Origin of the sequence: Puniceicoccus vermicola (genome assembly GCF_014230055.1) — a bacterium.
GTDB classification, from domain to species: Bacteria; Verrucomicrobiota; Verrucomicrobiia; order Opitutales; family Puniceicoccaceae; genus Puniceicoccus; species Puniceicoccus vermicola.
The window spans coordinates 83,744-105,562 of record NZ_JACHVA010000053.1; the positions used below are offsets into that span (position 1 = coordinate 83,744).

Genomic DNA, 21,819 nt, shown 5'->3' on the forward strand with positions numbered 1-21,819 from the left:
GATTGGGTCGGCTGGCTTCCACACAAGCCAGAGGCGGTCGGAGAATGAGTAACCTGATCGCCGGATATTTGGTGATGGGGTTGGCTGCGATGCTGTTCCTCATCTCCTTTCGGATCCGCAAATCGCCGACCTTTCCGCTGGTTCTTCTGAACCGTTGGCTGCGTTGGGTTCTTTTCGGTCTGGGCATGGCCTATGTCCTCCGGGAATGGGGAGTGAGCGGGCGACCATTCTGGTCGTTGGCTCCAACGTTCATGCTCCTGTGGATCCTCGTTGAGAGCATCTACGCGTGGTTGGCAGTGCGGGCGTTGAGCCTGAGTAATCTGCCGGTCTTCCCCTCGTACCGAGCTGCCTCGGGAGATGTGAACTGGCCGGTGGAGGACAGCTATCTCAAGGTGAAGGAGGAGATTCGCAGTGAAGGGTTTACCCTGCAGGAAAAGCTGAGTGCAAAGCTCGGCGAACACATGACTCTCCAGTCGCTTCTCTACACCGATGAGTCCAAGCAGATCCGTCTCCAGGTGATTTTTGCGCCGCGCTCCACCGGGCGACCCGCGTTGTTTTTCATCTTCACCAGCAAGGTGGGCGAACAGCGCTGGGCCACTGACAACGTCTGGCTGCCCTTTGGCGGGGTTTTCCCGGCTCATTGGTCCGTGGACCGCCGTCCCTTCATTAGCTCGCCGAGAACGCTGCTTCAGAGGCATCGGAGGAAGTTGTCGAAAAGCGGCGTCGAGCCGGAACTTTTCGAGGAGGATTTGGTCGATGAGTTGAACGACGAGCAGGAGGTGCTGGACCGGGTGAGCACGGAGCATGGAATCTTGGTGCCCCGGGGCCAACGGCCGGAGTTTGGGAAGTTGACCGGAGACGGCCGTTACCGTGTCTGGAAGCAGATCCTGCTCCTCAACTATTTTGGAAAAGCCGGCCGGAAGGATGTCAGATGAGGGAAGAAGAATGGCTAGATGAGAAGATCCGGGCCTGCCCGATCTATGAACCGGGTCTTCCGATCGAAACGGTAGCACGAAATCTTGGTCTCGATCCGGCCAAAATCGTCAAGCTCGCTTCGAATGAAAACCCATTGGGGCCCTCACCCCGAGCGGTCGAGGCGGTTTCGAGATGTTTACAGAGCCTCCATGATTATCCGGATGGCGGGACTTTCCGTTTTCGGGAGAAATTGTCGCAAAAGCTAGGCTTGGATCCGTCCCAGATTTTGCCGGGCAATGGTTCCAATGAAATTTTGGAGATGCTGGCTACGGCTTATCTCAAGCCCGGGCAGAATGCGGTTTTCGGACAATACGGATTTGTCGTCTATCGTCTTGCGACTCTTCACGCAAAAGCGGAAATGCGTCCGGCGGCGATGCCCGATTTGGTGCACGACCTCGACAAGATGCGGGAGCTGATTGATGAGGATACGCGGTTGGTCTTCCTCGCGAACCCAAATAACCCGACGGGTGATTTTCTTGAGCCCGAGAAAATCATCTCCTTTGTCAAGAGCCTCCCGGAGCAGGTTCTTTTCTGTCTCGATGAGGCCTATGTCGATTATTCGGAGGATCCGGTTGATCTTCGTCCTTTGATCCGGGAAGGCCGACGAGTGATCTGCATGAGAACTTTCTCGAAGATTCACGGGCTGGCTGGGTTGCGGATCGGCTATGCCTATTCCACCCCCGAGGTGATTGCGAATCTGCAACGAGTGCGCCAGCCGTTTAATGTGAGTTCGGCGGCCCAAGCTGGTGCTTTGGGCGCACTGGATGATGAAGAGCATCAAATCAAAACCCGTAAGCTCAATCGGGAATCTTTGGATTATCTGGAAGGCGCCTTGCAATCTCTTGGCGTGCCGGTTCGAAGAACTCAGGCCAACTTTGTCCTGATCGAAGTTCCCTCCGGAAAGGATTGTTTTGATTCGTTGCTTCGGGAGGGAGTGATTGTCCGTCCTCTCGGTGGCTACGGTTTGCCCAAACATATTCGGGTTTCGACGGGGACTATGGAACAGAACCAGCTGTTCATGGAGGTATTTAGCCGTTGGTTTCATAATCTCAAATGATGATCAGTCTGATTACACTTTTCGTTCTGCTGGTCGTTTATTCGCTTTTTGTGACCGTGGAATTTTCACTGGTGCGTATCCGGTATTCCCACATCACACCGGAGGTCTACGATCGTCTCATCCGGCCGCGGATGATCCGGTGGTTGGTCCAAGACCCGGATCGGACGGCGAGGGCCCTTCGTTTTGGCCGAGTCTTGCTCATTCTCTTTTGGAGTGGTGCCTTTTTCACCCTCTCCCATCCCCTCTGGCGTTCCCTGTTATCTTCTCTGGGGCCATTTATTTCCGGGGCTGTTTTTCTCCTCTACTGCTTTGTCTCGGCCTCGATCTTTTATGTTCTGGCCGAACTTCTACCACGTGCTCTGGCCATTCGGGCGCCGGAAAAGATTTTGCGCAGGGTTGGGAGTCTGGTCGCGGTATGTTTGGTGACGCTGATACCGAATCTCTGGCTCATCGGACGCATTAAGGAAAAGGTCTATCAGGTGCTCCGGCTGGATCTGGACAATGACCTCAATCCTCTCGATATCGAGGTCCAGTTGCGGGCCATGGGCGAAGATCATGTGGTTTTGTCTCCGGTGGTGCGCAAAATTATCGATAAAGCGATCCAGATGCCGGAACTGGATGTTTCGGATATCCTGCTTCCCCGGAATCAGGTCAACTGGATCGACCTCCATGAGGACCCGAAGAAGAGTCTAGCCTTGGCGCGGAAGATGGGACACACGCGTTTCCCCCTTTGCGAGGGAGATCTCGACCGTTGCCTGGGAATTATTCACATCAAAGACATTTTTCGGGATCCGGCGACCGATGAACAAATCGATTTCCGGAAGTTGCGACGTCCCATCGCCACCTTGAATCTGGAAGACAAGCTCATGGAAGCCTTACAGCGTTTGCTGGGGTTGAAGGTGCACATGGCCTTGGTTCTGGACGAGTTTGGGGGTGCCGTCGGTGTCGTTACTTTAGAGCGTATTCTTGAAGAGCTGGTCGGAGAAATTCAGGACGAGTTCGACATGGAGGACGAAGAAATCGTTCCCTTGGGCATCAACCGCTACACCGTGGCTGGGTTGACTCCGATTCACGAACTGGAGGAGCGTCTCGATATCGATATTGATCGGGACGATGTCTCGACCTTCTCCGGGTTGATCACTTCCGAACTGGGGCGCATCCCCGAGAAAGGGGAAAAGCTCGACTACGGCACCCTTGAAATCACGGTCACCGAGGTGGATGAAAAACGGATCATCGGCACCGAGGTATCAGTGACTCCCGAGGAGTTGGAAGAGGACACGCTTGAGGAGTCCGCTTCCTGAAGATCAGCTCGGGCGGACGATGAGCTCCTCGATCCTGGAGAGGAGAATTTCCCGATCGGCGAGGAACAGGTGGCGATCGCTGCCAAGTTCTTCATAAGCTTCGGCGAGAACCTCTTGGTCGGGCACTCGCATGCGAAGAAGATCCCGCAAGTGCACGACAAAATCACGGTTGCGACCGAGTTCGATATCATTGAGGACCAGAGCAGAGAGTAAGGGCTGGTCGCTGGAATTCCGAGAGTAGCTTTCCGAGAGAATTTTGTGGGCGGTTTCCGGGGCACCGAGTTCGGAGAACATGCGAGCGACGGCGATATGAGTCTTGGGCCGGATCCGGTCCGACTTCATGAATTCGCGCACGAAAATCTCCGAGTCGAGATTGCGGCCGAGGCCTTGGAGAGCCAGTGCTCGGAATCCATTTTCCAGGGATTGGAGACGGATGAGCCAATCGGGACGCTCTTCGCGCAGTTGGTCGGAGAATTGGATCGCTGCTTCATACTCCCCTCCCCTCACCAGAGATTCCTGGAGCAAGAGAGTGAAAGGAGCGATGTTCAGACCTGCTTCCAGCGCTTGGTCATAGGCAATGCGGGCGACGTCCGTTCGACCGGTCGCGGCGGCAAACTGGGCGAGTGGTAGAGCGCTTTCGCTGATCGGAAAATTGGCGACGATCTCTTCGACGTTGGGGAGAACCACGTCCTCATCCTCGGTTGCATCAAGAGCATAGAGAAGATCGATCTTGGGCCCGACCTTTTCCGGGAAACGGATCGAGCGGAGGATGGAGTAGCGGCGAATGAGATCCCATTCCTCTTGATCGCGGTAGAATCGCATGAGGACGCTGAATACGTCGTCCCGGTCCGGGTAGCGGTTGAGAGCGCGGTGAAGAATGGCAATTGCCCGGTCCCGAAGACCGCGATTCCATCGAATCTGGGCGAGAAGGATTTGACCTTGTGGACTCTGGACGAGACCAAACTCGTCGAGCAGTCGCTCGGCCTCTTGATAGTTGCCCCGGTAAACGTTCGCTTGAATGGTGGCGAAAGCGATGAGGATCGCCTCTTCGCTGTTCTTGGGAAGGATGGGAAGGAGGCGTTCCGAAAGTTCAACGATGCGATCATCGTATTGGTGAAGAAGGAGAAGACGAAAGAGAGGCTGCAGGTAATCTTTTTGGAGAAACTTCGGATTCTCCGTCGCCTGATCCAGGCCATCTTCAAGAATCGTTGCCGCCATGTCAGGGCGCTGAAGTCCCGATTCGAAGATCTGGGCGAGAACCATACGGCCCTCGGCATTCGACTTGGAGCGGGCGACGCCAATTCGGAGGAGGTGCAGGGCGGAGCGAATGTCCTGATTCTGCAGCGCTTCCAGTCCCTTCTGGACATGATAATCGCCCATCTCGATTCGGTGTTGATCGAGGCGGAAAGGAAGCACGAGCATCTTGGAGTAGCTCACATCCTCGTATCCATGGCGGTACTTGAAAAAGTAGAAAAGGAGCCCGGCGACAGCAAACCACCCGGCGACTAGAAGAGTGATTCCCGCGAGGAGGATCCGTCCCCAGAGAATCTTCAGATGAACGGGGCGGCTCGGTTCGCGGTAGATTCGGCCGAATCCGAGAAGAGCGGATTCCTCAAAAGAAGTTTTACGGGATTTTGATACCATGAGGAGTTGCAGTGATCCTAAATGTGCGGCTGAATTTATTGGGATTCAAGCTTGGAGAACAAGCTTGACCCTCATTATCACTATAGCATGCTTTCGTTGCTGTCCTCTTAAATATTATGAAAATTCCATTACTAGCGACTTTTTCCGTTCTTTCTGCGAGCTCAGCTCTATATGCTTCTCCTCTTTTGTCTGTCGGTGATCACGCCGACCTCTACGCCCAAGTTTCTGGGTCTGTAGCCTATACTGACAATTTGACTTTGGATGAAAACAACACTCTGGACGATGTTCGTTTTATCGTCACGCCGGGCGCTGTTCTTGAAGTGGGCCGAGGACTGACCAACCTTAATGGAAGTCTTAGTGTGAATTACGGTTTTGTTCGTTATGCAGACAACACCGTGTTTGATACCGAACTTTGGAACGTAGTCGGCAATCTTGATTTTAACGGTCCCCGCTATACTGCAGGAGTGAATGGCGGTTATGTTGAGAAACAGCAGAACGAGTCGGACGTAAACGCCGATAAAACCCTGATCCTCCAGAAGACTGGTTTTGCCGGGGGTAACATCAGATATCGGATCTCCGAAAAATTCTCGCTGGGAGCCAAAGGTCGTTTCGACAACATCACCTATGACGGTGGTAACAATGTTGACCGCGATATTTATTCGGTCCCTGTTGATGTTTACTACGAGGTGACTCCCCTACTGGATGCGACTGCTGGTTTACGTTACCGTCAGACCGATGTTCAAAACGGTCAGGATTATGACGACTACTTCTACAACGTAGGTTTGACCGGTGAAGTTACCGAAAAACTCACGACCACCTTTAAGGTGGGTTACCAAACCCGGGATTTGACCGGTGGAGGATCGAATGAGGGTACCATTACCTTGAATTCGGCAACGACTTACGATGCGACCGAGCGTGGATCTCTTCGTTTGTTCCTGAATCGTGATTTTGTCACTGGTGGTGCTGGCAGTTCGATCGAGCGTACCGGAGTCCGGGCCTCTTACATCTACATCATCTCTCCTCGTTTGACCGCCGACGTTACTGGCTCTTACGATTTCAACGATTACCAGGATTCTTCCCGCGAGGACAACACCTACTTGGCACGGGTCGGAGCTAGCTATCGCTTCAACTCCCTCTGGTCGGTGAATTCCTTCTATACCTTCCGGGACAACGATTCCAATTTCGACGGTGCTAGTTACACCGAAAACATGGTCCAAGTCGGAGCAAATTTCCGTTACTGATTTCGACCAGAAACCGCTTTCTTTGATTGAGTCCAACCTGAAAAGGTTGGACTCTTTCTTTCGATTCATGAAACCACTATCCCTCTGCCTCCTCGCTTTTGCTCTCTCTCTCAATTCCCTCGTGGCACAGACCGATTCCGGAGATTCTGGAGGGAGCTCGTCGTCGGATTCCGGTTCCGCCGGAAACGATGGCATGATTAATGATCGGGATGCCATGGTCGCTCCGGTCAATTACCGGATTCAGCCTTCCGATATTCTGAGCGTGCAGATCTATCAGCAAATGGATCTGGATAAGGAGACCCGCGTCGAAGCGGACGGAACGATCAGCTTACACTTGGTAGGGCGCGTCAATGTGGAGGGTCTGACGATTTCTGAAGCCCGGGAGAAGATCACGGAACTCTATGATCGTGATTATTTGGTGAATCCTCAGGTCGATCTTCAGGTCATCCAATTTAACCTCGATGAGGTTCAGGTGCTCGGCCAAGTCCGGACACCGGGGACGATTGCAATTCCGCCGGACCAGGATTTGACCCTTCTTCAAGCGATTTCGCGGGCGGGGGGATTTACTCGTCTGGCCCGAAAAGGATCAGTGAAAATCCGACGGGAGATGGAAGATGGTGAAAAGAAAGTTTTTGCCATCAATGCCTCCGATTTGATCAGTGATCCAGACTCTCAGGACTTTGTTCTTCAAGATGGTGATATCGTCTTCGTGGACGAACGCCTTATTTAACAAACCCCAACTACACAAATTCTCATGGCAAAGCAGGAAAAGCGAAATTCCTATGGCGACGGTTACGGCGGATATGGGAACTATGGAGGTGGAGATTATGGCTACGAAGTGGGCCAGTCTCACCGCAGCCTGTCAGATTACCTCATCCTCCTTCGGGAACGGATTTGGTACATCGTGATTATCTTCCTCGTCGTGGCGACGGGGACGACTCTCTATACCTTTCGGAAGACCAAGATTTATACTTCCGGGGCAATGGTTGAGATTCTTCGTACCGATCCGAAGCCCATGGCGAGGATGGCGGGAGACCTAGATAATAACCAGATTCGAACGGCCGAGGATTTGAACACCGAAATCAACTTCCTTAATAGTGGTAAGCTGATTGAGGCGGTGAACAAGCGCCTGACCGGTGCAGAGCGGCAGGCTTTCATGGAGCCCTATCAGGACACAATTACGTTTTCCGGTCCGCTTACCCCTTTGGAAGTTCTGGGTCGCAACCGGGAGATTAAGCCGGCTCGGATGTCACTCAATGTTTACATCAGCTACAGCCACCCCTCGGCAGCGATTGCTGCGGACGTGGCGAACATGTTTGCGGAAGAGTACGTGGCCTATAGCTTGAATCGAGGTCTGGAGCGGACGATTAAAGCCGTTGAAGACCTTCGCCGTGAAGCGGAGACGAAGAAGCAAAAGGTTGACGAATTGGAAGCTGAGCTCGCCCAATATCGGCGTGAGAACAACGCGGTATCCATCGAACAGAGCGAGAATGTAGCCCTCTCCGAATTGCAGTCGATCACGGCTCGGTTGAATGCAGCCGAAGCGGAGTATTCCAGTGTCGAAGCGCAGTGGGAGTTGGTTCAACAGTATCGTGAAGAGGGCCGACCTCTTTGGGATTTGGACTTCATCTCTGCTCGGCCCCTCGTTCAGGATTTGTTGGCCCGTCGGGCCAACGCTCTCATCAATCTCTCAACCTTGGCCAAACGTTACCGGGAAAAGCACCCGGTCATGATCGAAGCAGCTCAAAACCTGAATCAGGTAAATGCCGAATTGATGCGGGCTGTGGAAACCGCCACTGCGAGTATCGAGGCGAACTATCAGCGGGCTCGCAAGAACTTGGTTTCTGCGGAAAAGGCATTGGATAAGAGCAACGAGAAGATGCTCGACCTCGCTGAGATCCGCACCGGTTACAATTCCATTTTGCGTGACTTCGAAGTCGCCCAAATGAATTACCAGCAATTGATCAGTCAGTTGGCTGCCCGCGAGGCGGAAACGAGTTGGAAGACCGCTCAGGCGGAAATTGTCGACAGAGCCCCTATTCCGATGAATCCGAGCTCGCCGAATATTCCCCTGAATCTGGCTCTTGGAGTCGTCGGAGGTCTCGGCTTGGGTGTTGGTTTCGCTCTGGGATTGGCCTTCCTCGATAATCGAGTGAAGAGTGCCTACGATGTGGAAGAAATGGTGGGCATTCCACTTCTCGGTATCGTCCCGAAAATCGATCGCCGTCTCTCTTCGGCCGATCGGGCTAGGGCTGTGGCTACGAATTTGGATAGTAAGGTCACGGAATCGTTCCGAACCATCCACTCCTCCATTTCGTTGAGTGACGAAGGAAAGTTGGCGCAGGTGATCGCGGTTACCAGCACACTTCCGGCGGAAGGGAAATCTTTCATCGCCACCAATCTGGCACTCACTTTTGCCGGACAAGGTCAGCGGACCCTGATTGTGGACTGCGACATGCGCCTCCCCAATGTGGCCAAATCCTTTGGAATAAAGCCGAAGTCGGGAATGTACGATTTCTTCTTTGGCGATAAGACTCTCGATGATGTCATCATCAAGGAAGTCACGCCGAACTGCGACATCCTGCCGACGGAGCGCGCACCTGACAATCCAACCCAGGTTTTGAATAGCGTTGAATTCGAGCAGCTCTTGATTCAACTCCGTCACCGATATCACAAGATTGTGATCGACTCTCCACCCGTGGGGGCGGTAAGTGACACCCTTTGTCTGCTGCCTCTCATTGACGGTGTGGTTTTCGTTCTCAAGTTCAACGACGTGAAGAAGAAGGCTGCGAAATCGGCAGTGAAGCATCTCAACGAATCGGAAACCCCGGTTTTCGGCGCGGTGATGAATGCAATCAGCGCGAAGATGTCGAATTACTACTATTCGCACTACTACGACTACAGCTACCACGACTACTACTACACGAAGGGGCCGGGTGAGCGTCAGACGTTGTCGGAAAAAACGGGAGCCAGTGCTCCCACTCCGAGCGGACAGGCACCGATCGGAGACCCGGAAGAACAAGGGGAGAAACAGTCCGAAAGAGTTTAAGAAAATCTTGGGGGAGTCGAAAGGCTCCCCCAAATTTTTGGTATAAACCTCTTGGTATCGGTTGATTCCCGATAGAGCTTTTCCCGAGGCAGAGCCTCAGCGAACTCGCATTTTCTCGGATAAATAGATCGAACGAATTCGATCAAAATCTTCTTCACGGGTGCCGGTATCCAGAATGTAGTCGAATTCACTGACGGCCTGAATTTCCTTTCGGGCTGATTCGATCCTACGTTCGATTTCCTCTTCGTCATCGGATCCCCTTCTTCGGAGACGCTCCCGGAGTTCGTCCAGTGATGGAGGATTGATAAATACAGTGACAAGACGCCCCGAAAGCCAATCGAAGTCCGAAGCACGCTCCCGAATTTGACGCATTCCCTGAACGTCAATGCTCAGGAGGACATCTTCCTTTTTCTGGAAGTGCTGTATAACTTCCTCGGACAGAGTGCCATAGGCCCGTCCATGGACTAATGCAGATTCCAAAAAATCACCTGCAGCGTACCTCGCATCAAATTCCTCCCGGGAAAAGAAATAGTAATCCCTTCCGTCCTTCTCCCCTTCTCGAGGAGCGCGTGTAGTCACGGTCACTGCACGGCTGAGGTTTTGGAACTCACTTAAGAGTCGATGACAGAGAGTGGTTTTCCCACTTCCCGCTGGACCCGAGATAATGAAGAGTAAGGATTTTCCTGTGACGAACATTTGAGTCTCGAAAAGCTGAACGATTCAAGATTGGCCGTAGGTCAAAGGCAGCAGACAGAGGAGCAGCCCATAGAGAGCAAATAGACCTCCAGCGATTTTGCGTAGCCCTCCTGATCGATCGAGCTTGGTAACCGCATCGCGGAAGCGGTATGGAACCGCTGCGAGATAGAGGCTCGCTAGAATGAGTAGGTAGCTCAGCACGACGAGGAAAAGACGGGTCTTCGGTGCCTCTAAGTAGGCTGCGTCCAAAAACTGGCCGGAAAGAAGAAGAGTGAGAACCGAGAGGGCACGGATTCCAAGGAAGTCAGGGACACGAAACCAAGAACCTACTGCGATGACCGCAAAGAACACGAAAAGGATGTTTTTATATTTTCCGAAATCGGCTTCACCCAGTTGGAGGACATGAATCAAGACGAAGGCTGTTGCAGCAATCAAAAGGACCAGGGCGGCTGGGCGCGACCGTGGAAATCCGGTGAGGCCGCGGCGAATCGGTTCGGGGTAAAGAAAGATGGAAAGCCCAACGACCAAGGTGAGGACTCCTGCAAGAAGGGTGGCGATAACGAGGCTCATACGGCAAGAAGATTGCGGTCGATAGTTTCGAGTCCCGCGAGAACGGGCTGACCGAATAAAGTACTGACAGTAGCGGATTCGATGGTCACCGGAATGAGTTCGCCGATCTGGCGCTCCTTTCCGGGAAAAACGACTTTGCGGAAACCGCGGGTTCTGCCCATGAACATACCCTCCCCTTTTCGGGCTGGGCCTTCGACGAGAATCTCTACGGTTTTGCCGATTAGACCTTGGTTGCGTTCCAATGAGTGGCGTCCGAGGATTTCGAGGAGGACCTGATTGCGGCGTTCCTTTTCTTCCTGGGGAACTTGGTCTTCCATCTCCGCTGCGGGGGTTCCCGTTCGTGGGCTGTATTTGAAAATGAAGGCCATATCGAATCGGAGCTCTTCAAAGAGCTGGCGGGTCGCTTCAAAATCTTCCTCCGTCTCTCCGGGGAAGCCAACGATGACGTCTGTAGAAAAATACATATCGGGAGCAGCTTCCCGAAGGGATTCGACGATGCGACGATAGCGTTCGACGCTGTACGGACGCTTCATCTGCTTGAGAATCGGATCGGATCCACTTTGCAGCGGAAGGTGGACGTATTCGCACAGTTTCGGAAGATCACGATAGGCCTGGACGAGATCTTCGCGGAATCCCCTCGGATGTGGAGAGGTAAAACGGATGCGCTCGATTCCATCAATGTCATTGATTTTCTCCAACAATTGAACGAACGGAGTTTTGCCGCCGATTTTTGGGAACTCACGTTGGCCGTAGCTGGTAACGATTTGGCCGAGAAGGGTGATCTCTTTCGTGCCGGTGTCGGCGAGTCGCTTCGCTTCTTCGACAATATCATCCATGGGTCGAGCCCGCTCCTCACCGCGGGTTTTGGGGACAATGCAAAAACTGCAACGCATGTTGCATCCTTGCATGATGGATACAAAGGCTGAAATCTTACGCGTGGATTCGTCGTGGTGACGGATCTCGTTTTGGGAAGATTTTTCTTCATCCAGATCTACCAATGTGGAGGGTCTGGGTCCCTGCCCTTCCATCGACTGAATCAAGTTGTCGAGAAGGTCCGGAACGCGGTGGAACTTCTGGGTGCCGACAAGAAGATCGAGGTCGGGGAGTTTGTCGAGGAGGTCTGTGCCTCGATTTTGGGCCATGCAGCCCATAACCCCGAGAAGGAAGTTGGGGTTACTCTTCTTTCGCTTGCGGAGGTAGCCCGCTTTGCCAATGGCTTTCTGTTCAGCTTGATCACGGACACTACAGGTGTTCAGGAGAACGGTGTCCGCTTCATGCTCGTCATGGACGATTGAATACCCACGAGCACGCAAGAGCTCCGCGACTGCCTCCGAGTCGCGTTCGTTCATTTGGCACCCGTAGGTCTTGATGTATACGCGGTTCATTCTGGGTCGGGAGAAGGCGGAGGTGTGGTTTCAGGTGGCGGAGTTGAATCGTCTCCGGATTTAGCGGTTTTGCGGGGAGCGCGTTTCCGGGCGGGTGCCGCTTTCTTACGAGTGGTCTTTCGGGTTGTTCGCTTCTTGGGTTTAGTGGGTTCAACGTCATCCGAAGATGAATCCACTGGGGCCCGAGTGGCCGTTTCGTCTGTGGTGGCTTCCGCTTGTTTGGATTCGTTTTCCGGTTTCCGGGTGCGGTTGTGACGGGGCCGTGGTTTCTGCTTTGGCTTGTCCTGAGTTTCCTCTGGCTTCGACTCTTCTCGCGACTCGTTTTTCGCCGGTTCGGAATTTTCTTCCGGAGATTCTTTCTGAGGCCGACTCTTTTTGTTGCTTTCCTTTGGGGAGGATTCTTCGTCGCTCTTGGGCTGTTGATCCTTATTGGTTTCGGAGTCCGAGTCTCTGGAATCTCCATCTCCTTTTCGACGGCGGGATCTACCGCGAGAGCGGCGGCGGCGGCGGGAAGGTTTTTGATCTTGGGAAGAATCTCTGGAATCCCGGCGATCGAGTTCGTCCTCTTCCTCATCGGCGTAGTGTTCGTCGACTTCGACATCCCCATCGGTGATATCCTTGACCTCGGCAATTTGGATGTAATGCCGGGGTTTTTCCGTCGGGATCAGGATGGGCTCTTCTTCTTCGGTTCCACCTTCGGGGAGTACGGTGGTCTGGTAGGGATCCATCCCGGAAACCAGGTTTGGGAAGACGCCGACGGGCCCGAGGCTGCGCGGAGTGATGTGCATCTCGCGGACGATGCAGGTTTCTTTCTGGCGCAGGATGATCTCGAAGGCGCGGGAAACGGAATCGGCTACGTCCTGATAGACAGTGCTGTCTTCGTTTTCCTCTTCGGGGTAGGCGTAAAGAATTCGAGCCGAACGGAGTCCGGCTGCGGCGTTGCGAATAAACAGATCGTCGTAGGCCTTCCGCATGGAATCTTCGAAATAGCCGGGGGCTACCGAGAGATCCTTGGCGACGGGACGGCGATGGCCGTGGATGAGGAACCCTTTGCTCTTTTTCAGCGCTCCGAGACAGACGCTCGCGGCGAGCAGCGGCTCGGTAAGACATCCGTGGAGTCGTCGAACCAATGCCTCTGGGGAACTGTTTTCCCACCCGGTGGTGATTTCTGGCCCACCCAAGCCGACGAGAAGGTCGAGACGACCTTCGGCCGCAAGGGCTTCTTCCAGCGCTCCTTTCAGTTCGGCCAATTTGCCGGGACCGTAAGAGTGGGGAATATAATACCGGCTGTCATAGCCAGCGGGGTCGGGGTTTTGGCCTAGCGCGTGAATTCGGAACCCCATTTTGAGGAGTGTCCGGCATACGGCGTCGCCGAATCGAGTATCGGCACCTGTGACTATCGCAACATCCATATAAGTATCGGAAAACGATCAAGAATAGGGAGGAAGAGGTCAACAGGGGAAACAGGCTTGGGGCGGATCGGGATTTTCGGAGATTCGGGCGGGAGGCCCTTGGTTTAGGGGAGATTCGGCCGAAATCGGAGTGTTTTGGCGGAGTTTGTTTGCGACGGGAGGGTTTCTCGACTGTTTTTCCCCAAGGTGAAGGCGTTTTACCATGAGGATTACTATTTTCGGTTGCCGGAGGGACATCCGTTTCAGATGGAGAAATTTCCGGGTGGCAGAGATATCGTTTCGCGAGAATCTTCTTCGGTTGAAATTTGTCCCTCAAGGGAGGCGGATGACAGTGAGTTGATGGCGGTTCACTCGTCGGAGTACCTGGATAAGGTGCGCCGAGGAGGGTGGTCTTCAGTAGAACGGGTTAGGATGGGTCTCCCGGTTGATCCCCGACTGTATCGCCGCTGCGCTTTGGAAGCGGGTGGGTCGATCCTCGCCGGTCGTGCGGCCCTGGAGGATGGGTTGGCTGCAAATCTGGGAGGAGGAACCCACCATGCTTCGGCAGACCGGGCCTCTGGCTACTGCATTTTTAACGATGTCGCCGTTGCCGTGCGCTCGCTCAGAAGGGATTTGCCGGATCTCTGGGTCATGGTGATCGATACGGATGCGCACCAAGGGGATGGAACCCATGCTCTTTTTTCGAACGACAGGAAGACGTTTACCTATTCGATTCACGTGGGAAAAAACTTTCCGGCCAAGAAATTTTCGGGGGACCTGGATGTTCCCCTGGATCGATGGGTCGGAGGTCGTGCCTATCAGGATGCGTTTTGTCGCTCGGTGGAACGTTCGTTCCTAGAGTTCGAGCCGGATCTGGTGTTTTGGGTAGCGGGTGCGGATATTCATGAAGACGACCGCTTTGGGCAGATGAAGCTGAAGGTTGAGGAGATTCGGAATCGGAATCAGTTCGTCCTCGATCTGGTTCGGGGGTGGAACGTCCCCTTGGCGGTCGTCTATGGAGGGGGCTATAATCGAAATGTGGAGCTCACCAATCAGCTGCACGCTCTTCCCGTTTTGCAGGCCTCGAACGATGACAGGAGTCAGAGGAAGATCTCGCCCGCAGCAGGGCTTTCGCAGTAGAGCAGATAATGTTATGCGAAAGATTGGCTGATAGAGATCTATTCCTTCTTCTAATGAGTTGACCTAGTTTAATTAGGGAAACTTAACTTGCTAAACTGGGCCGGTGATTGGCCAGGGCTGAATTGTCGGAATGGGTATCCGGCAGAGGGCTTTGCAAGGCAGTCGACTCAGTAGGCGTTATGAAGAAGAGGAAAATCGGTATTGGATGGATTTGCTGCGTGCTGGCGAGTTGCTGTGCGGGGTCGCTGCTGGCCTGGGATTCCTATCAAAATGAGATCCAGTTGACTGCGGGTGTTCAGACTTCCATTACGGAAAATGTGGGATTAAAGGTCACCGAAGAATGGAGGACGATGAAGGACTTCCTCGGTGAGAGTGGATACAGTAGTTATTATTGGCATACGGAAGTGGTTGCTCCACTGACTTATATTAAAGGAATTTCGATCGAGCCCGGCTTTCGCTGGATTCAGGTAAGAAATAGTTCGGGATGGCAGACTGACTATTTGTTCCTGTTGAGCGGGACAAAGGTGTTCGGTCTAGGAGCTAAATTCAGTCTCGCGGCTCGTGCTCGCTTTTGTCTGAACGAGAATGATAGTAAGCCGGTCGATCATCATCTTCATGATGCCTGGGAGTTTCGGCCGATGCTGACCTTGAGGTATGGTGGGTTTGATAGGATCACGCCCTACTTCGCCTACGAACTGTATTATAATATGTCTGACGACTTCTGGTTTCTCAACCGGTTGTACACGGGCCTATCCTATCGGTTTACTTCTGCTTTCTCCGCGTATGGAGATGTGGTCAAGCAAGATGGACGCGCCTATCGGGATGAGCACTGGGAAGGAAAATGGATCTTCCGCGCTGGGGTGAAGTTTCGGTTTTGAAGGTGTATATCTGGCTTGGTGGAACCGGGTTTTTTCCGTTTTAACTTCCGGGTTGATCTCACACGAGCTTGGATGGTTGTCGAATGTGAGGTGCCGGGTTGAGGCCGGGCGACATACTTCTAAAACCCTTTTTTCTCAGGAATTTTCGCGTTCTGATTCGCTTCCTTGGCGACGTCGGAAAAAGGTAGAACGACTATCCTATCGTGGTTCTACCCTTTCAAATCAATGGAAGGACTCGGACCAGTTTCTGTGGGGTGGATCCAATCATTTCGCCGACGGGGAGGAGGAGATTTATCACGACCCGAAGCCTTCGCCTGCGAATCGTCTATCCATTGTTTTCGGATGAATTGTCCTCTGAGGGCATACCGATGTTCCCATGCCCGGAGCGGACAAAAGCGTAAACACTATAAGCCATGAGTCCGAGGCCGACTGCCGAAATGAGCCACCGTCCGAAAGCCTGATCGTGGATCGTGTCGAGAGCCCCTCCAATGCCCTGCGCTTCATCTGGATCCAGGAACCAGACGGCTCGAAATAGGTAGGCGGCGATGAGGAGGATGAGGATGCTCCGGGTCATGTAGCCTACGGTGCAGGTCCAGAGGATTAGGCTGCGAACCTTCTTGGAGTAAGAGCTGAGATCGAGTTGATCGGCAAAAGTTTTCGCGATGCCACAGTAGGCTTGATAGGCTCCGATGCCGAGAACCACAACAAAGACGACACCGAGAAGCCACCTTCCCAGTGGAAAAGACAAAATCAGCGAACTCCAGCTCTCCGCGCTATCATCGCTCGATTCGGCGCTGCCTGAGAGGGCTTTGATGGCGAGAAAAGTGATCCCAAGAAAGGTGACGCCGATGACAAAATAGGCCACCCTCATCGGCCACTTCTCATCCTCGGTGTTCAGAAACGCCTGGGTCATTCGCCAAACGACAAAGCATATGAGCCCAAGGATCAGGACACAGAGAAGAACTTTACCGAAAGGTTGCTCTACGATGAATAATAGGACTCCGGCTGAGTCCTTTTCGTCGGAGGTGGTAAGTCCTGCAGCGATCGCAAAGCCGCCGATGAGAAGATAAATGAGTCCATGCGAGATGTACCCAGCGGTCGATGTGATTCGGACCAGTTGGTCGACTTTGTTTTTCACGGATGTGTGGTGTGCGAAGCTCGCTGTCGGTTATCGACTGTTTCGAATATTTTGGAAAGAAGCGTGGCGTAGGAGCCCGCTGGGAGTTTTCGCGGTGAAGCGAATCTCGGCGATCTGAGAGGGGCGCACCCATTGGGCATCGTCCGGAACCAGTTCGCTTTCTTCTCCGAGGGGAGATGTTTTGCGTTGGAGCCGTTGTAAGCGCTTCCCGATTGTTTCCAAATTCTCATCGGTGAACCCGACGCCGACTTTGCCAACGTACTGAAGAGAGCCGTCTTTTTGCGGAGTGGCGAGAAGGAGTGAGCGAAAGCTTCCTCGATTCTCGCTGGGAATCCACCCGACGACGGTGAATTCTTCCTGCCCTCCGGAAGGCTTTTCAAGATCGGCTGGGTTTCGGGTCGGTTTTTCCTCTGGCGACTGGGTTGGAGTCGGAGTTTGTTTATCTTCGATGGTCTCCCCGCTGAGAATGCTTTCGGGCTTGGCCGAAGTGACGGTCTTGCGACGTCCGTCTGTCTCGGCGTATTCGTCGTCGACTTTCGTCAGGACCCATTGATCTTCATGGTCTCCTTTGCCTTTCTGGGTGCGGACTAAATCGAACGCTCCGCGAAGCTTCTTCCCTTTCAGGCGAAGGCGGAGTTTTCCTTTTTTCAGCGATTTCTTGGTCTTGCCCTCGACCTTGATGCGCCCTTGGTCCCAGATAATTATCTCCCCTTCTCCGTACTGGCCGCTGGGAATAGGACCTTCGAAAAAGGCGTACTCAACCGGATGATCTTCGGTAGCGACCGCGACCCGTTTTTTGGAGGGGTTCAGGGAAGGACCTTTCGGGAGGATCCAGCTCTTCAGGACTTTTTTGTGAGAAAAGCGGAAATCATAGTGAAGCGTGCTGGAGGCGTGCTTCTGGACAACGAAGAGTCGGTGCGCGGGTTTGCGCCCTTTCTTTTTGCCTTTGGGCTCGTTGGTAATCGTGAAATCCCGCTTGGAGCGGTAAGGTCTAAGTTTGGCTTTTGCGTTTCCCATTTCGATCCTAGGTTGAGTGTGATCTTTTCGGCGATGGCTTCTATCATCGGACAGGAGGGGCCAGGAGGGCCAAGGGGAAACCCTCGTTCGAAAGGACTACCCGTCGCGCGAGGCCGGAAAGCTTAATGCTGGTGGGGAACTCGACGTAATCGTATTCGGGCCACCACTCCGAGGACGACTAGCGTGAGCAGGAACCAGGGGGCGAAGTAGCTGAGGGCTTCGCGGAAGGCTTGGTCTCCGGTGGCTCCGTTGGCTTTGAGGGACTGGATCAATCCTCCGTAAAGGAGTGAGATGGAGCCATAGCCAAGGTTCATGGCGAGTCCGCGGAAGCTGAGGACGGTTGCCCGGTGTCGCGAATCGACTTCGCGGTTTAGATAGTGGCTCAGGAAGAAGTCGGTGAACCGCATCGCGACCATGGTGGTTACCCCAAAGATGATCCCCCACCCCGGCAAGAGGAAGGAGAGGCCGAATAGGGATCCGGTGAGCCAAATGGCGAGGATCGTGGTATTGGTTGGAAGAGATAGGCTCTCGACCATCTTTCGCGCTACCCGAGGTAAGAGGAGCCCGAGAAGGGCGATCCCGGCACCAATCAGACCATAATAGGCCTCGGGAACCCCGATGTTCCGAAAGTATTCACTGGTGAGGGTCGCGAAGACTCGTCCAATGCTGTCATAGAAGAGACCTCCCAAGATGAGAAGAAAAGGAATGGGAGAACGGAGGATCCACTTTCCCGTGCGGAGAGTGTCTCTCCAAGGATCCATCGGTTCGGCTGGGGTCTCTTCGCTGGAAATGGTGCCATGGCTCTCGGTCATACGCCATGCGCACCAAAAGGCTCCGACGGAGGTGACCAGTGTGAGGTAGAGTGGCCAGTGAAGGGTATCCTCTTGGGTCCACTCCCGTGAGATTCCCAGCCACCCGGAGATCCGAGCAGCAAAATTGGGATCATAGACCGCAGCCCCCGCAACCATGGCGACGAAGAATCCGACGCTCTGCAATTTCATCAGCGCCTCCAGAACCCGGGGCCACTCCCCTTCCCTGCCGATTTCACTGAGTGAATCGTAGGCGAGAGACTCGTCCGCTCCACTCGCCGCGGCCTCGGCTACGCCGGATAGAATACGGTTCAGGAGGAATATCCAGAAGAGCCATGGGGTGACCCCGGCGGGAGTCAGGCAGATCAAGAGCATCTCCAGAAACATGAAGATACCAGCGAGGCGGACCAGGCGTCGCCGACCCCATCGATCAGCCAGAGCCCCAGAGGGCACCTCGGCCAGGAGAATGGTTGCAGCCCAGGCCGCATTGAGGATGGAAAACTGCTCGAGCGTTAATCCGAAATCCAAAAAGAGGATGGTGAAGATCGGATAATAGAAGCGCGCGTTGAAGAGAACACGAAAGCCGATGAAAAGCCGGATATTCGGGATGCGGAGTACGCTGTTCGACTCCGGGGAACTCATGAATGGAGCCAATCCCCGAGCTCCGCGAAGCCGTTTACGACGGGGCAGCCGGCTCGGCCCAGTCGCTCCGGGGAATGATGGCCGTGGGCCACGAGAAGGCATTGGATTCCCATCGCCTCGGCGACCTTATGGTCGTGGAGGGTGTCCCCAATGAGGACGACCTTTTGCGGATCGAGTCCTGAGGCGTTGATCCAGTCGATGCCCCTCTCCTCCTTTCCGTGCGCGAAGATATCCTTGGCTCCCAGGAGCCTGTCAAAACACTCCTCGAAGCCGTAGATTTTGACGGCGAGCTCGAGGGCTGACTGTTGGGCCGCCGAGAGGACGGACTGGGGTTGGTTTTCACGGGCCAAATCGTGGATTAAGTCATAAGCCCCCGGATGGAGGGGGCAGGATTCGGCCAACTCATTGTAGCGCGAGATGAACTGATGGGAGGTGGCCTCGAAGTCGGTTTTCTCGGTGGGAAAGCCCAGCGAACGATAGAATTCGATGACGGGGAAATCGAAAGTCTCCCGATAGTGGTCGTGGGAGATTGGGTTCAGCCCCCTCTCCTTCATCAGTTCATTGAGAACATCGACGCAGATCGTAGTGTCTGCGAGAAGGGTTCCGTTCCAATCCCAGAGGATATGTTGCCAATCGCGTCTCACCCTTTTCTTGGAACGCGGAAGCGCGAGGATGTCAAAGCCGGGAGAGGCGTTGGTGTCAGTTCGCTCCTACTTCCGAACGGAGTTTAGGTGTTCCGATGCCGGGATCCGCGAATCGAACCGGCGTCCCGGCATTGGAGATTAAAGAGACTGGACGCGAGGTTATCGCAGCCAGATCTGGCGTGTGCGCGGATTGCCGGAGCTCTCGAAATCGAAGTCTTCTTCTTTGAGAACGGCTTCAAGTTCCTCGACGGTGAACTCGTATCCATCCTCGGCGGCGGTCTCGACGAACTTCTCCTTCGTTTCGATCGCGTTATACCGATAGCGGACTTGCTTGTCAGCTCCCCCTGCAAAAAGCAGCTTTTCGACGTTTTCTTTGGACATAGGTTTCTTTTGGTTGCAGCTGGAAAGGGAGCACGGGAGGTGCCAGAGGCGTGATCTATCACGAGTTCGCGGACGGTATACGCCAATCTGATTGGGTCGATTACGGTTGCTGCTGGAGAGGCCCGAAGAACAGAAATCAACGGAGATCCTGGGGGGCACGAGTTTACTGCGAAAACAGAAAGTAGTGAACATACGAACATATTACTTGCCATTTTCCGCGAGCTGTCCTCAATGGGTTTCAAAAGGATACTACCATGGCGAAACAATCATCTGCAAAAGACAGCCCCAAGACGGGCAACCGCGACCTCGATCTGGCAATTTCCAGCATCAACCGGCAGTTCGGCGAGAACTCCCTGATTCGTCTCGGAGAGGCGAAGAACATGAACATCTCGACGATCTCGACGGGATCGATCGCCCTTGACCTCGCTCTCGGGGTCGGAGGTCTGCCCAAGGGCCGGATCTGTGAAGTCTACGGGCCGGAGTCTTCCGGTAAGACGACTCTCTGTCTCAGTGTCATCGCCGAGACCCAACGCAAAGGAGGCAACGCTGTCTTCATCGATGTGGAGCACGCTCTCGATCCTCGCTATGCGAAGACCGTCGGAGTCGACCTCGACAAGCTGATGGTCTCTCAGCCGGAATCCGGTGAAGATGCCCTGAACATTACCGAAACCCTCATCCGCTCGGGTGCGATCGATATCGTCGTCATCGACTCGGTGGCCGCTCTCGTATCGAAGAGTGAGCTTGATGGTCAGATGGGGGATGCCACGGTTGGGGTTCAGGCGCGTTTGATGAGTCAGGCCATGCGCCGTCTCACTGCAGCGATTAGTAAGACCAGTTGCATCTGCTTGTTTACCAACCAGATCCGTGAAAAAATTGGGGTGATGTTTGGTAGCCCGGAAACGCAACCGGGGGGTCGAGCCCTTAAGTTCTTTGCCTCCGTCCGGATGGACATTCGCCGGATCGGCCAGATTAAAGACCCCTCCAGTAAGGTGGTCGGGAACCGCACCCGTGTGAAAATCGTGAAGAACAAGGTCGCTGCCCCGTTTACCGAGTGCGAGTTCGACATCGTTTATGACGAAGGAATCTCTCGGACCGGTTCGATCATCGACCTCGGCGTCGAACAGAAGATCCTCGATAAGAAGGGTGCTTGGATTTCCTACAATGGAGATTTGATCGGACAGGGCCGCGAAGCAGCGAAGTCTCACCTCCGCGAGAACCCAGAGCTCATGGATGAGCTGACGGAGAAGATCCTTCAGAATGTTCGGGTGGAGGTCGGCGCCGTTCTCGCCGGAGGCAAGGAGAAGGAAGACGACAGCGAAGATTCCGCCGAGAAAAGCAAGTAAGGCTCAGGTCGTTTTACGAAGTATCTGGACGGGCCCTGTTCAGAAGTTGGGAGACATCCGGTTCGGAAGCGCTTAAATTTGGTGCAGAAGCGGCAAAATTAGCGTTGCTCAGGCTCATTCCTCGCCCGTTCGGGGGGGGGGTTGGATTGAAGGTCGCGGTGCTGCAGGAATCGGAGGGTCTCTCGATACGAATCCGATCCATGCGCCTTGCACTGCTTCGATTCTGCGCAGCACCATGACGGTCAAAACTTACTAAATTCGGTATAAGGTCTGCCCACTTCGTTGCGCCGACTTATCATCGACCTAGTTCTTTTCTAATTGAAGTGGGCAAGTAGCACTTTTCGGAGCGCGGAATTTATTCCGCCCCGTTGGAGCGGTTTCGAAGGAGAAGAGCATCTTCGGACTTCCCGAGAATCGATCTGGGTATATGTCGGGCCAATTGAACCCTGCGCTCCATTCGTATGTTTACCGAGACGATTTAGGCGAATAAATCTGCACCAACGGACATTCGCCTCTGG

At 53.9% G+C, this 21,819-nt stretch carries 19 protein-coding genes; 9 read left to right on the plus strand and 10 right to left on the minus strand.

Going from position 1 to position 21,819, the window contains the following annotated elements:
• Positions 1 to 44 precede the first annotated feature (44 nt).
• Genes H5P30_RS06450 through H5P30_RS06460 form a run of 3 tightly spaced genes read left to right on the plus strand, consistent with a single transcriptional unit; the run spans position 45 to position 3,333 of the window.
• Complete coding sequence (locus H5P30_RS06450) at positions 45 to 935, plus strand: hypothetical protein (RefSeq protein ID WP_185692128.1); 891 nt, start codon at positions 45 to 47, stop codon at positions 933 to 935.
• Positions 932 to 2,032 (plus strand): histidinol-phosphate transaminase, encoded by a 1,101-nt coding sequence (hisC, locus tag H5P30_RS06455; RefSeq protein WP_185692129.1) that lies wholly within the window; start codon positions 932 to 934, stop codon positions 2,030 to 2,032. The genes H5P30_RS06450 and hisC overlap by 4 nt, the downstream gene beginning before the upstream one ends.
• Entirely contained in the window at positions 2,029 to 3,333 is a 1,305-nt protein-coding gene (locus H5P30_RS06460) for a hemolysin family protein (protein WP_185692130.1), read from the plus strand. Before hisC ends, H5P30_RS06460 begins: the two co-directional genes overlap by 4 nt.
• A 3-nt stretch (positions 3,334 to 3,336) precedes the next feature.
• Here H5P30_RS06460 and H5P30_RS06465 read toward each other — a convergent pair whose 3' ends face one another.
• Positions 3,337 to 4,977, minus strand: coding sequence for a tetratricopeptide repeat protein (locus H5P30_RS06465; RefSeq protein WP_185692131.1), 1,641 nt, complete (start codon positions 4,975 to 4,977; stop codon positions 3,337 to 3,339).
• Between the two features lie 116 nt (positions 4,978 to 5,093).
• Here H5P30_RS06465 and H5P30_RS06470 point away from each other — a divergent pair, with 116 nt between their 5' ends.
• From H5P30_RS06470 to H5P30_RS06480, 3 genes are all read left to right on the plus strand, one after another.
• Positions 5,094 to 6,218 carry an outer membrane beta-barrel protein gene (locus H5P30_RS06470; RefSeq protein WP_185692132.1) on the plus strand — a complete coding sequence of 375 codons (1,125 nt, stop codon included), beginning with the start codon at positions 5,094 to 5,096 and terminating at the stop codon, positions 6,216 to 6,218.
• A gap of 67 nt (positions 6,219 to 6,285) precedes the next feature.
• Positions 6,286 to 6,948: a polysaccharide biosynthesis/export family protein gene (locus H5P30_RS06475; protein ID WP_185692133.1), complete on the plus strand. Its 663-nt coding sequence runs from the start codon at positions 6,286 to 6,288 to the stop codon at positions 6,946 to 6,948.
• Between the two features lie 24 nt (positions 6,949 to 6,972).
• Positions 6,973 to 9,267 (plus strand): GumC family protein, encoded by a 2,295-nt coding sequence (locus tag H5P30_RS06480; RefSeq protein WP_185692134.1) that lies wholly within the window; start codon positions 6,973 to 6,975, stop codon positions 9,265 to 9,267.
• Positions 9,268 to 9,363: 96 nt separating this feature from the next.
• Here the strand turns inward: H5P30_RS06480 and gmk are convergent, their stop codons facing one another.
• From gmk to H5P30_RS06500, 4 genes are read right to left on the minus strand one after another with little or no spacing between them, the layout of a single operon-like run.
• Positions 9,364 to 9,963: a guanylate kinase gene (gmk, locus tag H5P30_RS06485; protein ID WP_185692135.1), complete on the minus strand. Its 600-nt coding sequence runs from the start codon at positions 9,961 to 9,963 to the stop codon at positions 9,364 to 9,366.
• Between the two features lie 24 nt (positions 9,964 to 9,987).
• Positions 9,988 to 10,533, minus strand: a complete 546-nt coding sequence (locus H5P30_RS06490; protein WP_185692136.1) for a hypothetical protein — start codon at positions 10,531 to 10,533, stop codon at positions 9,988 to 9,990.
• Positions 10,530 to 11,918 carry a tRNA (N6-isopentenyl adenosine(37)-C2)-methylthiotransferase MiaB gene (miaB, locus tag H5P30_RS06495; RefSeq protein WP_185692137.1) on the minus strand — a complete coding sequence of 463 codons (1,389 nt, stop codon included), beginning with the start codon at positions 11,916 to 11,918 and terminating at the stop codon, positions 10,530 to 10,532. Before miaB ends, H5P30_RS06490 begins: the two co-directional genes overlap by 4 nt.
• A complete protein-coding gene (locus H5P30_RS06500) occupies positions 11,915 to 13,330 on the minus strand; it encodes a hypothetical protein (protein ID WP_185692138.1) in 1,416 nt (471 codons plus the stop codon). The genes miaB and H5P30_RS06500 overlap by 4 nt, the downstream gene beginning before the upstream one ends.
• Positions 13,331 to 13,576: 246 nt before the next feature.
• Here H5P30_RS06500 and H5P30_RS06505 point away from each other — a divergent pair, with 246 nt between their 5' ends.
• On the plus strand, positions 13,577 to 14,449 hold the full coding sequence (locus tag H5P30_RS06505) for a histone deacetylase family protein (protein ID WP_281388023.1): 873 nt from the start codon (positions 13,577 to 13,579) through the stop codon (positions 14,447 to 14,449).
• A 179-nt stretch (positions 14,450 to 14,628) separates the two neighbouring features.
• Entirely contained in the window at positions 14,629 to 15,327 is a 699-nt protein-coding gene (locus H5P30_RS06510) for a hypothetical protein (protein WP_185692140.1), read from the plus strand.
• A gap of 325 nt (positions 15,328 to 15,652) precedes the next feature.
• Here H5P30_RS06510 and H5P30_RS06515 read toward each other — a convergent pair whose 3' ends face one another.
• The 5 genes from H5P30_RS06515 to H5P30_RS06535 form a co-directional block, all read right to left on the minus strand.
• The gene (locus tag H5P30_RS06515) at positions 15,653 to 16,465 is read right to left on the minus strand and encodes a DUF1206 domain-containing protein (RefSeq protein ID WP_185692141.1); all 813 of its coding nucleotides are present in this window, start codon (positions 16,463 to 16,465) and stop codon (positions 15,653 to 15,655) included.
• Positions 16,466 to 16,495: 30 nt separating this feature from the next.
• Positions 16,496 to 17,482, minus strand: coding sequence for a DNA polymerase ligase N-terminal domain-containing protein (locus tag H5P30_RS06520; protein ID WP_185692142.1), 987 nt, complete (start codon positions 17,480 to 17,482; stop codon positions 16,496 to 16,498).
• Between the two features lie 122 nt (positions 17,483 to 17,604).
• Complete coding sequence (locus H5P30_RS06525; protein ID WP_185692143.1) at positions 17,605 to 18,933, minus strand: MFS transporter; 1,329 nt, start codon at positions 18,931 to 18,933, stop codon at positions 17,605 to 17,607.
• The gene (locus tag H5P30_RS06530; protein ID WP_185692144.1) at positions 18,930 to 19,577 is read right to left on the minus strand and encodes an HAD hydrolase-like protein; all 648 of its coding nucleotides are present in this window, start codon (positions 19,575 to 19,577) and stop codon (positions 18,930 to 18,932) included. The genes H5P30_RS06525 and H5P30_RS06530 overlap by 4 nt, the downstream gene beginning before the upstream one ends.
• A gap of 159 nt (positions 19,578 to 19,736) precedes the next feature.
• Positions 19,737 to 19,958 (minus strand): Nif11-like leader peptide family natural product precursor, encoded by a 222-nt coding sequence (locus H5P30_RS06535; RefSeq protein WP_185692145.1) that lies wholly within the window; start codon positions 19,956 to 19,958, stop codon positions 19,737 to 19,739.
• Between the two features lie 254 nt (positions 19,959 to 20,212).
• Between H5P30_RS06535 and recA the strand changes: the two genes are divergently transcribed.
• Positions 20,213 to 21,301: a recombinase RecA gene (gene recA / locus H5P30_RS06540; protein WP_185692146.1), complete on the plus strand. Its 1,089-nt coding sequence runs from the start codon at positions 20,213 to 20,215 to the stop codon at positions 21,299 to 21,301.
• The last annotated feature ends 518 nt before the right edge of the window (positions 21,302 to 21,819 follow it).

Coding starts and splice junctions, on each gene's coding strand:
- H5P30_RS06450 (WP_185692128.1), top strand. CDS start 45: ATGAGTAACCTGATCGCCGGATATTTGGTGATGGGGTTGGCTGCGATG.
- hisC (WP_185692129.1), top strand. CDS start 932: ATGAGGGAAGAAGAATGGCTAGATGAGAAGATCCGGGCCTGCCCGATC.
- H5P30_RS06460 (WP_185692130.1), top strand. CDS start 2,029: ATGATGATCAGTCTGATTACACTTTTCGTTCTGCTGGTCGTTTATTCG.
- H5P30_RS06465 (WP_185692131.1), bottom strand. CDS start 4,977: ATGGTATCAAAATCCCGTAAAACTTCTTTTGAGGAATCCGCTCTTCTC.
- H5P30_RS06470 (WP_185692132.1), top strand. CDS start 5,094: ATGAAAATTCCATTACTAGCGACTTTTTCCGTTCTTTCTGCGAGCTCA.
- H5P30_RS06475 (WP_185692133.1), top strand. CDS start 6,286: ATGAAACCACTATCCCTCTGCCTCCTCGCTTTTGCTCTCTCTCTCAAT.
- H5P30_RS06480 (WP_185692134.1), top strand. CDS start 6,973: ATGGCAAAGCAGGAAAAGCGAAATTCCTATGGCGACGGTTACGGCGGA.
- gmk (WP_185692135.1), bottom strand. CDS start 9,963: ATGTTCGTCACAGGAAAATCCTTACTCTTCATTATCTCGGGTCCAGCG.
- H5P30_RS06490 (WP_185692136.1), bottom strand. CDS start 10,533: ATGAGCCTCGTTATCGCCACCCTTCTTGCAGGAGTCCTCACCTTGGTC.
- miaB (WP_185692137.1), bottom strand. CDS start 11,918: ATGAACCGCGTATACATCAAGACCTACGGGTGCCAAATGAACGAACGC.
- H5P30_RS06500 (WP_185692138.1), bottom strand. CDS start 13,330: ATGGATGTTGCGATAGTCACAGGTGCCGATACTCGATTCGGCGACGCC.
- H5P30_RS06505 (WP_281388023.1), top strand. CDS start 13,577: ATGGAGAAATTTCCGGGTGGCAGAGATATCGTTTCGCGAGAATCTTCT.
- H5P30_RS06510 (WP_185692140.1), top strand. CDS start 14,629: ATGAAGAAGAGGAAAATCGGTATTGGATGGATTTGCTGCGTGCTGGCG.
- H5P30_RS06520 (WP_185692142.1), bottom strand. CDS start 17,482: ATGGGAAACGCAAAAGCCAAACTTAGACCTTACCGCTCCAAGCGGGAT.
- H5P30_RS06525 (WP_185692143.1), bottom strand. CDS start 18,933: ATGAGTTCCCCGGAGTCGAACAGCGTACTCCGCATCCCGAATATCCGG.
- H5P30_RS06535 (WP_185692145.1), bottom strand. CDS start 19,958: ATGTCCAAAGAAAACGTCGAAAAGCTGCTTTTTGCAGGGGGAGCTGAC.
- recA (WP_185692146.1), top strand. CDS start 20,213: ATGGCGAAACAATCATCTGCAAAAGACAGCCCCAAGACGGGCAACCGC.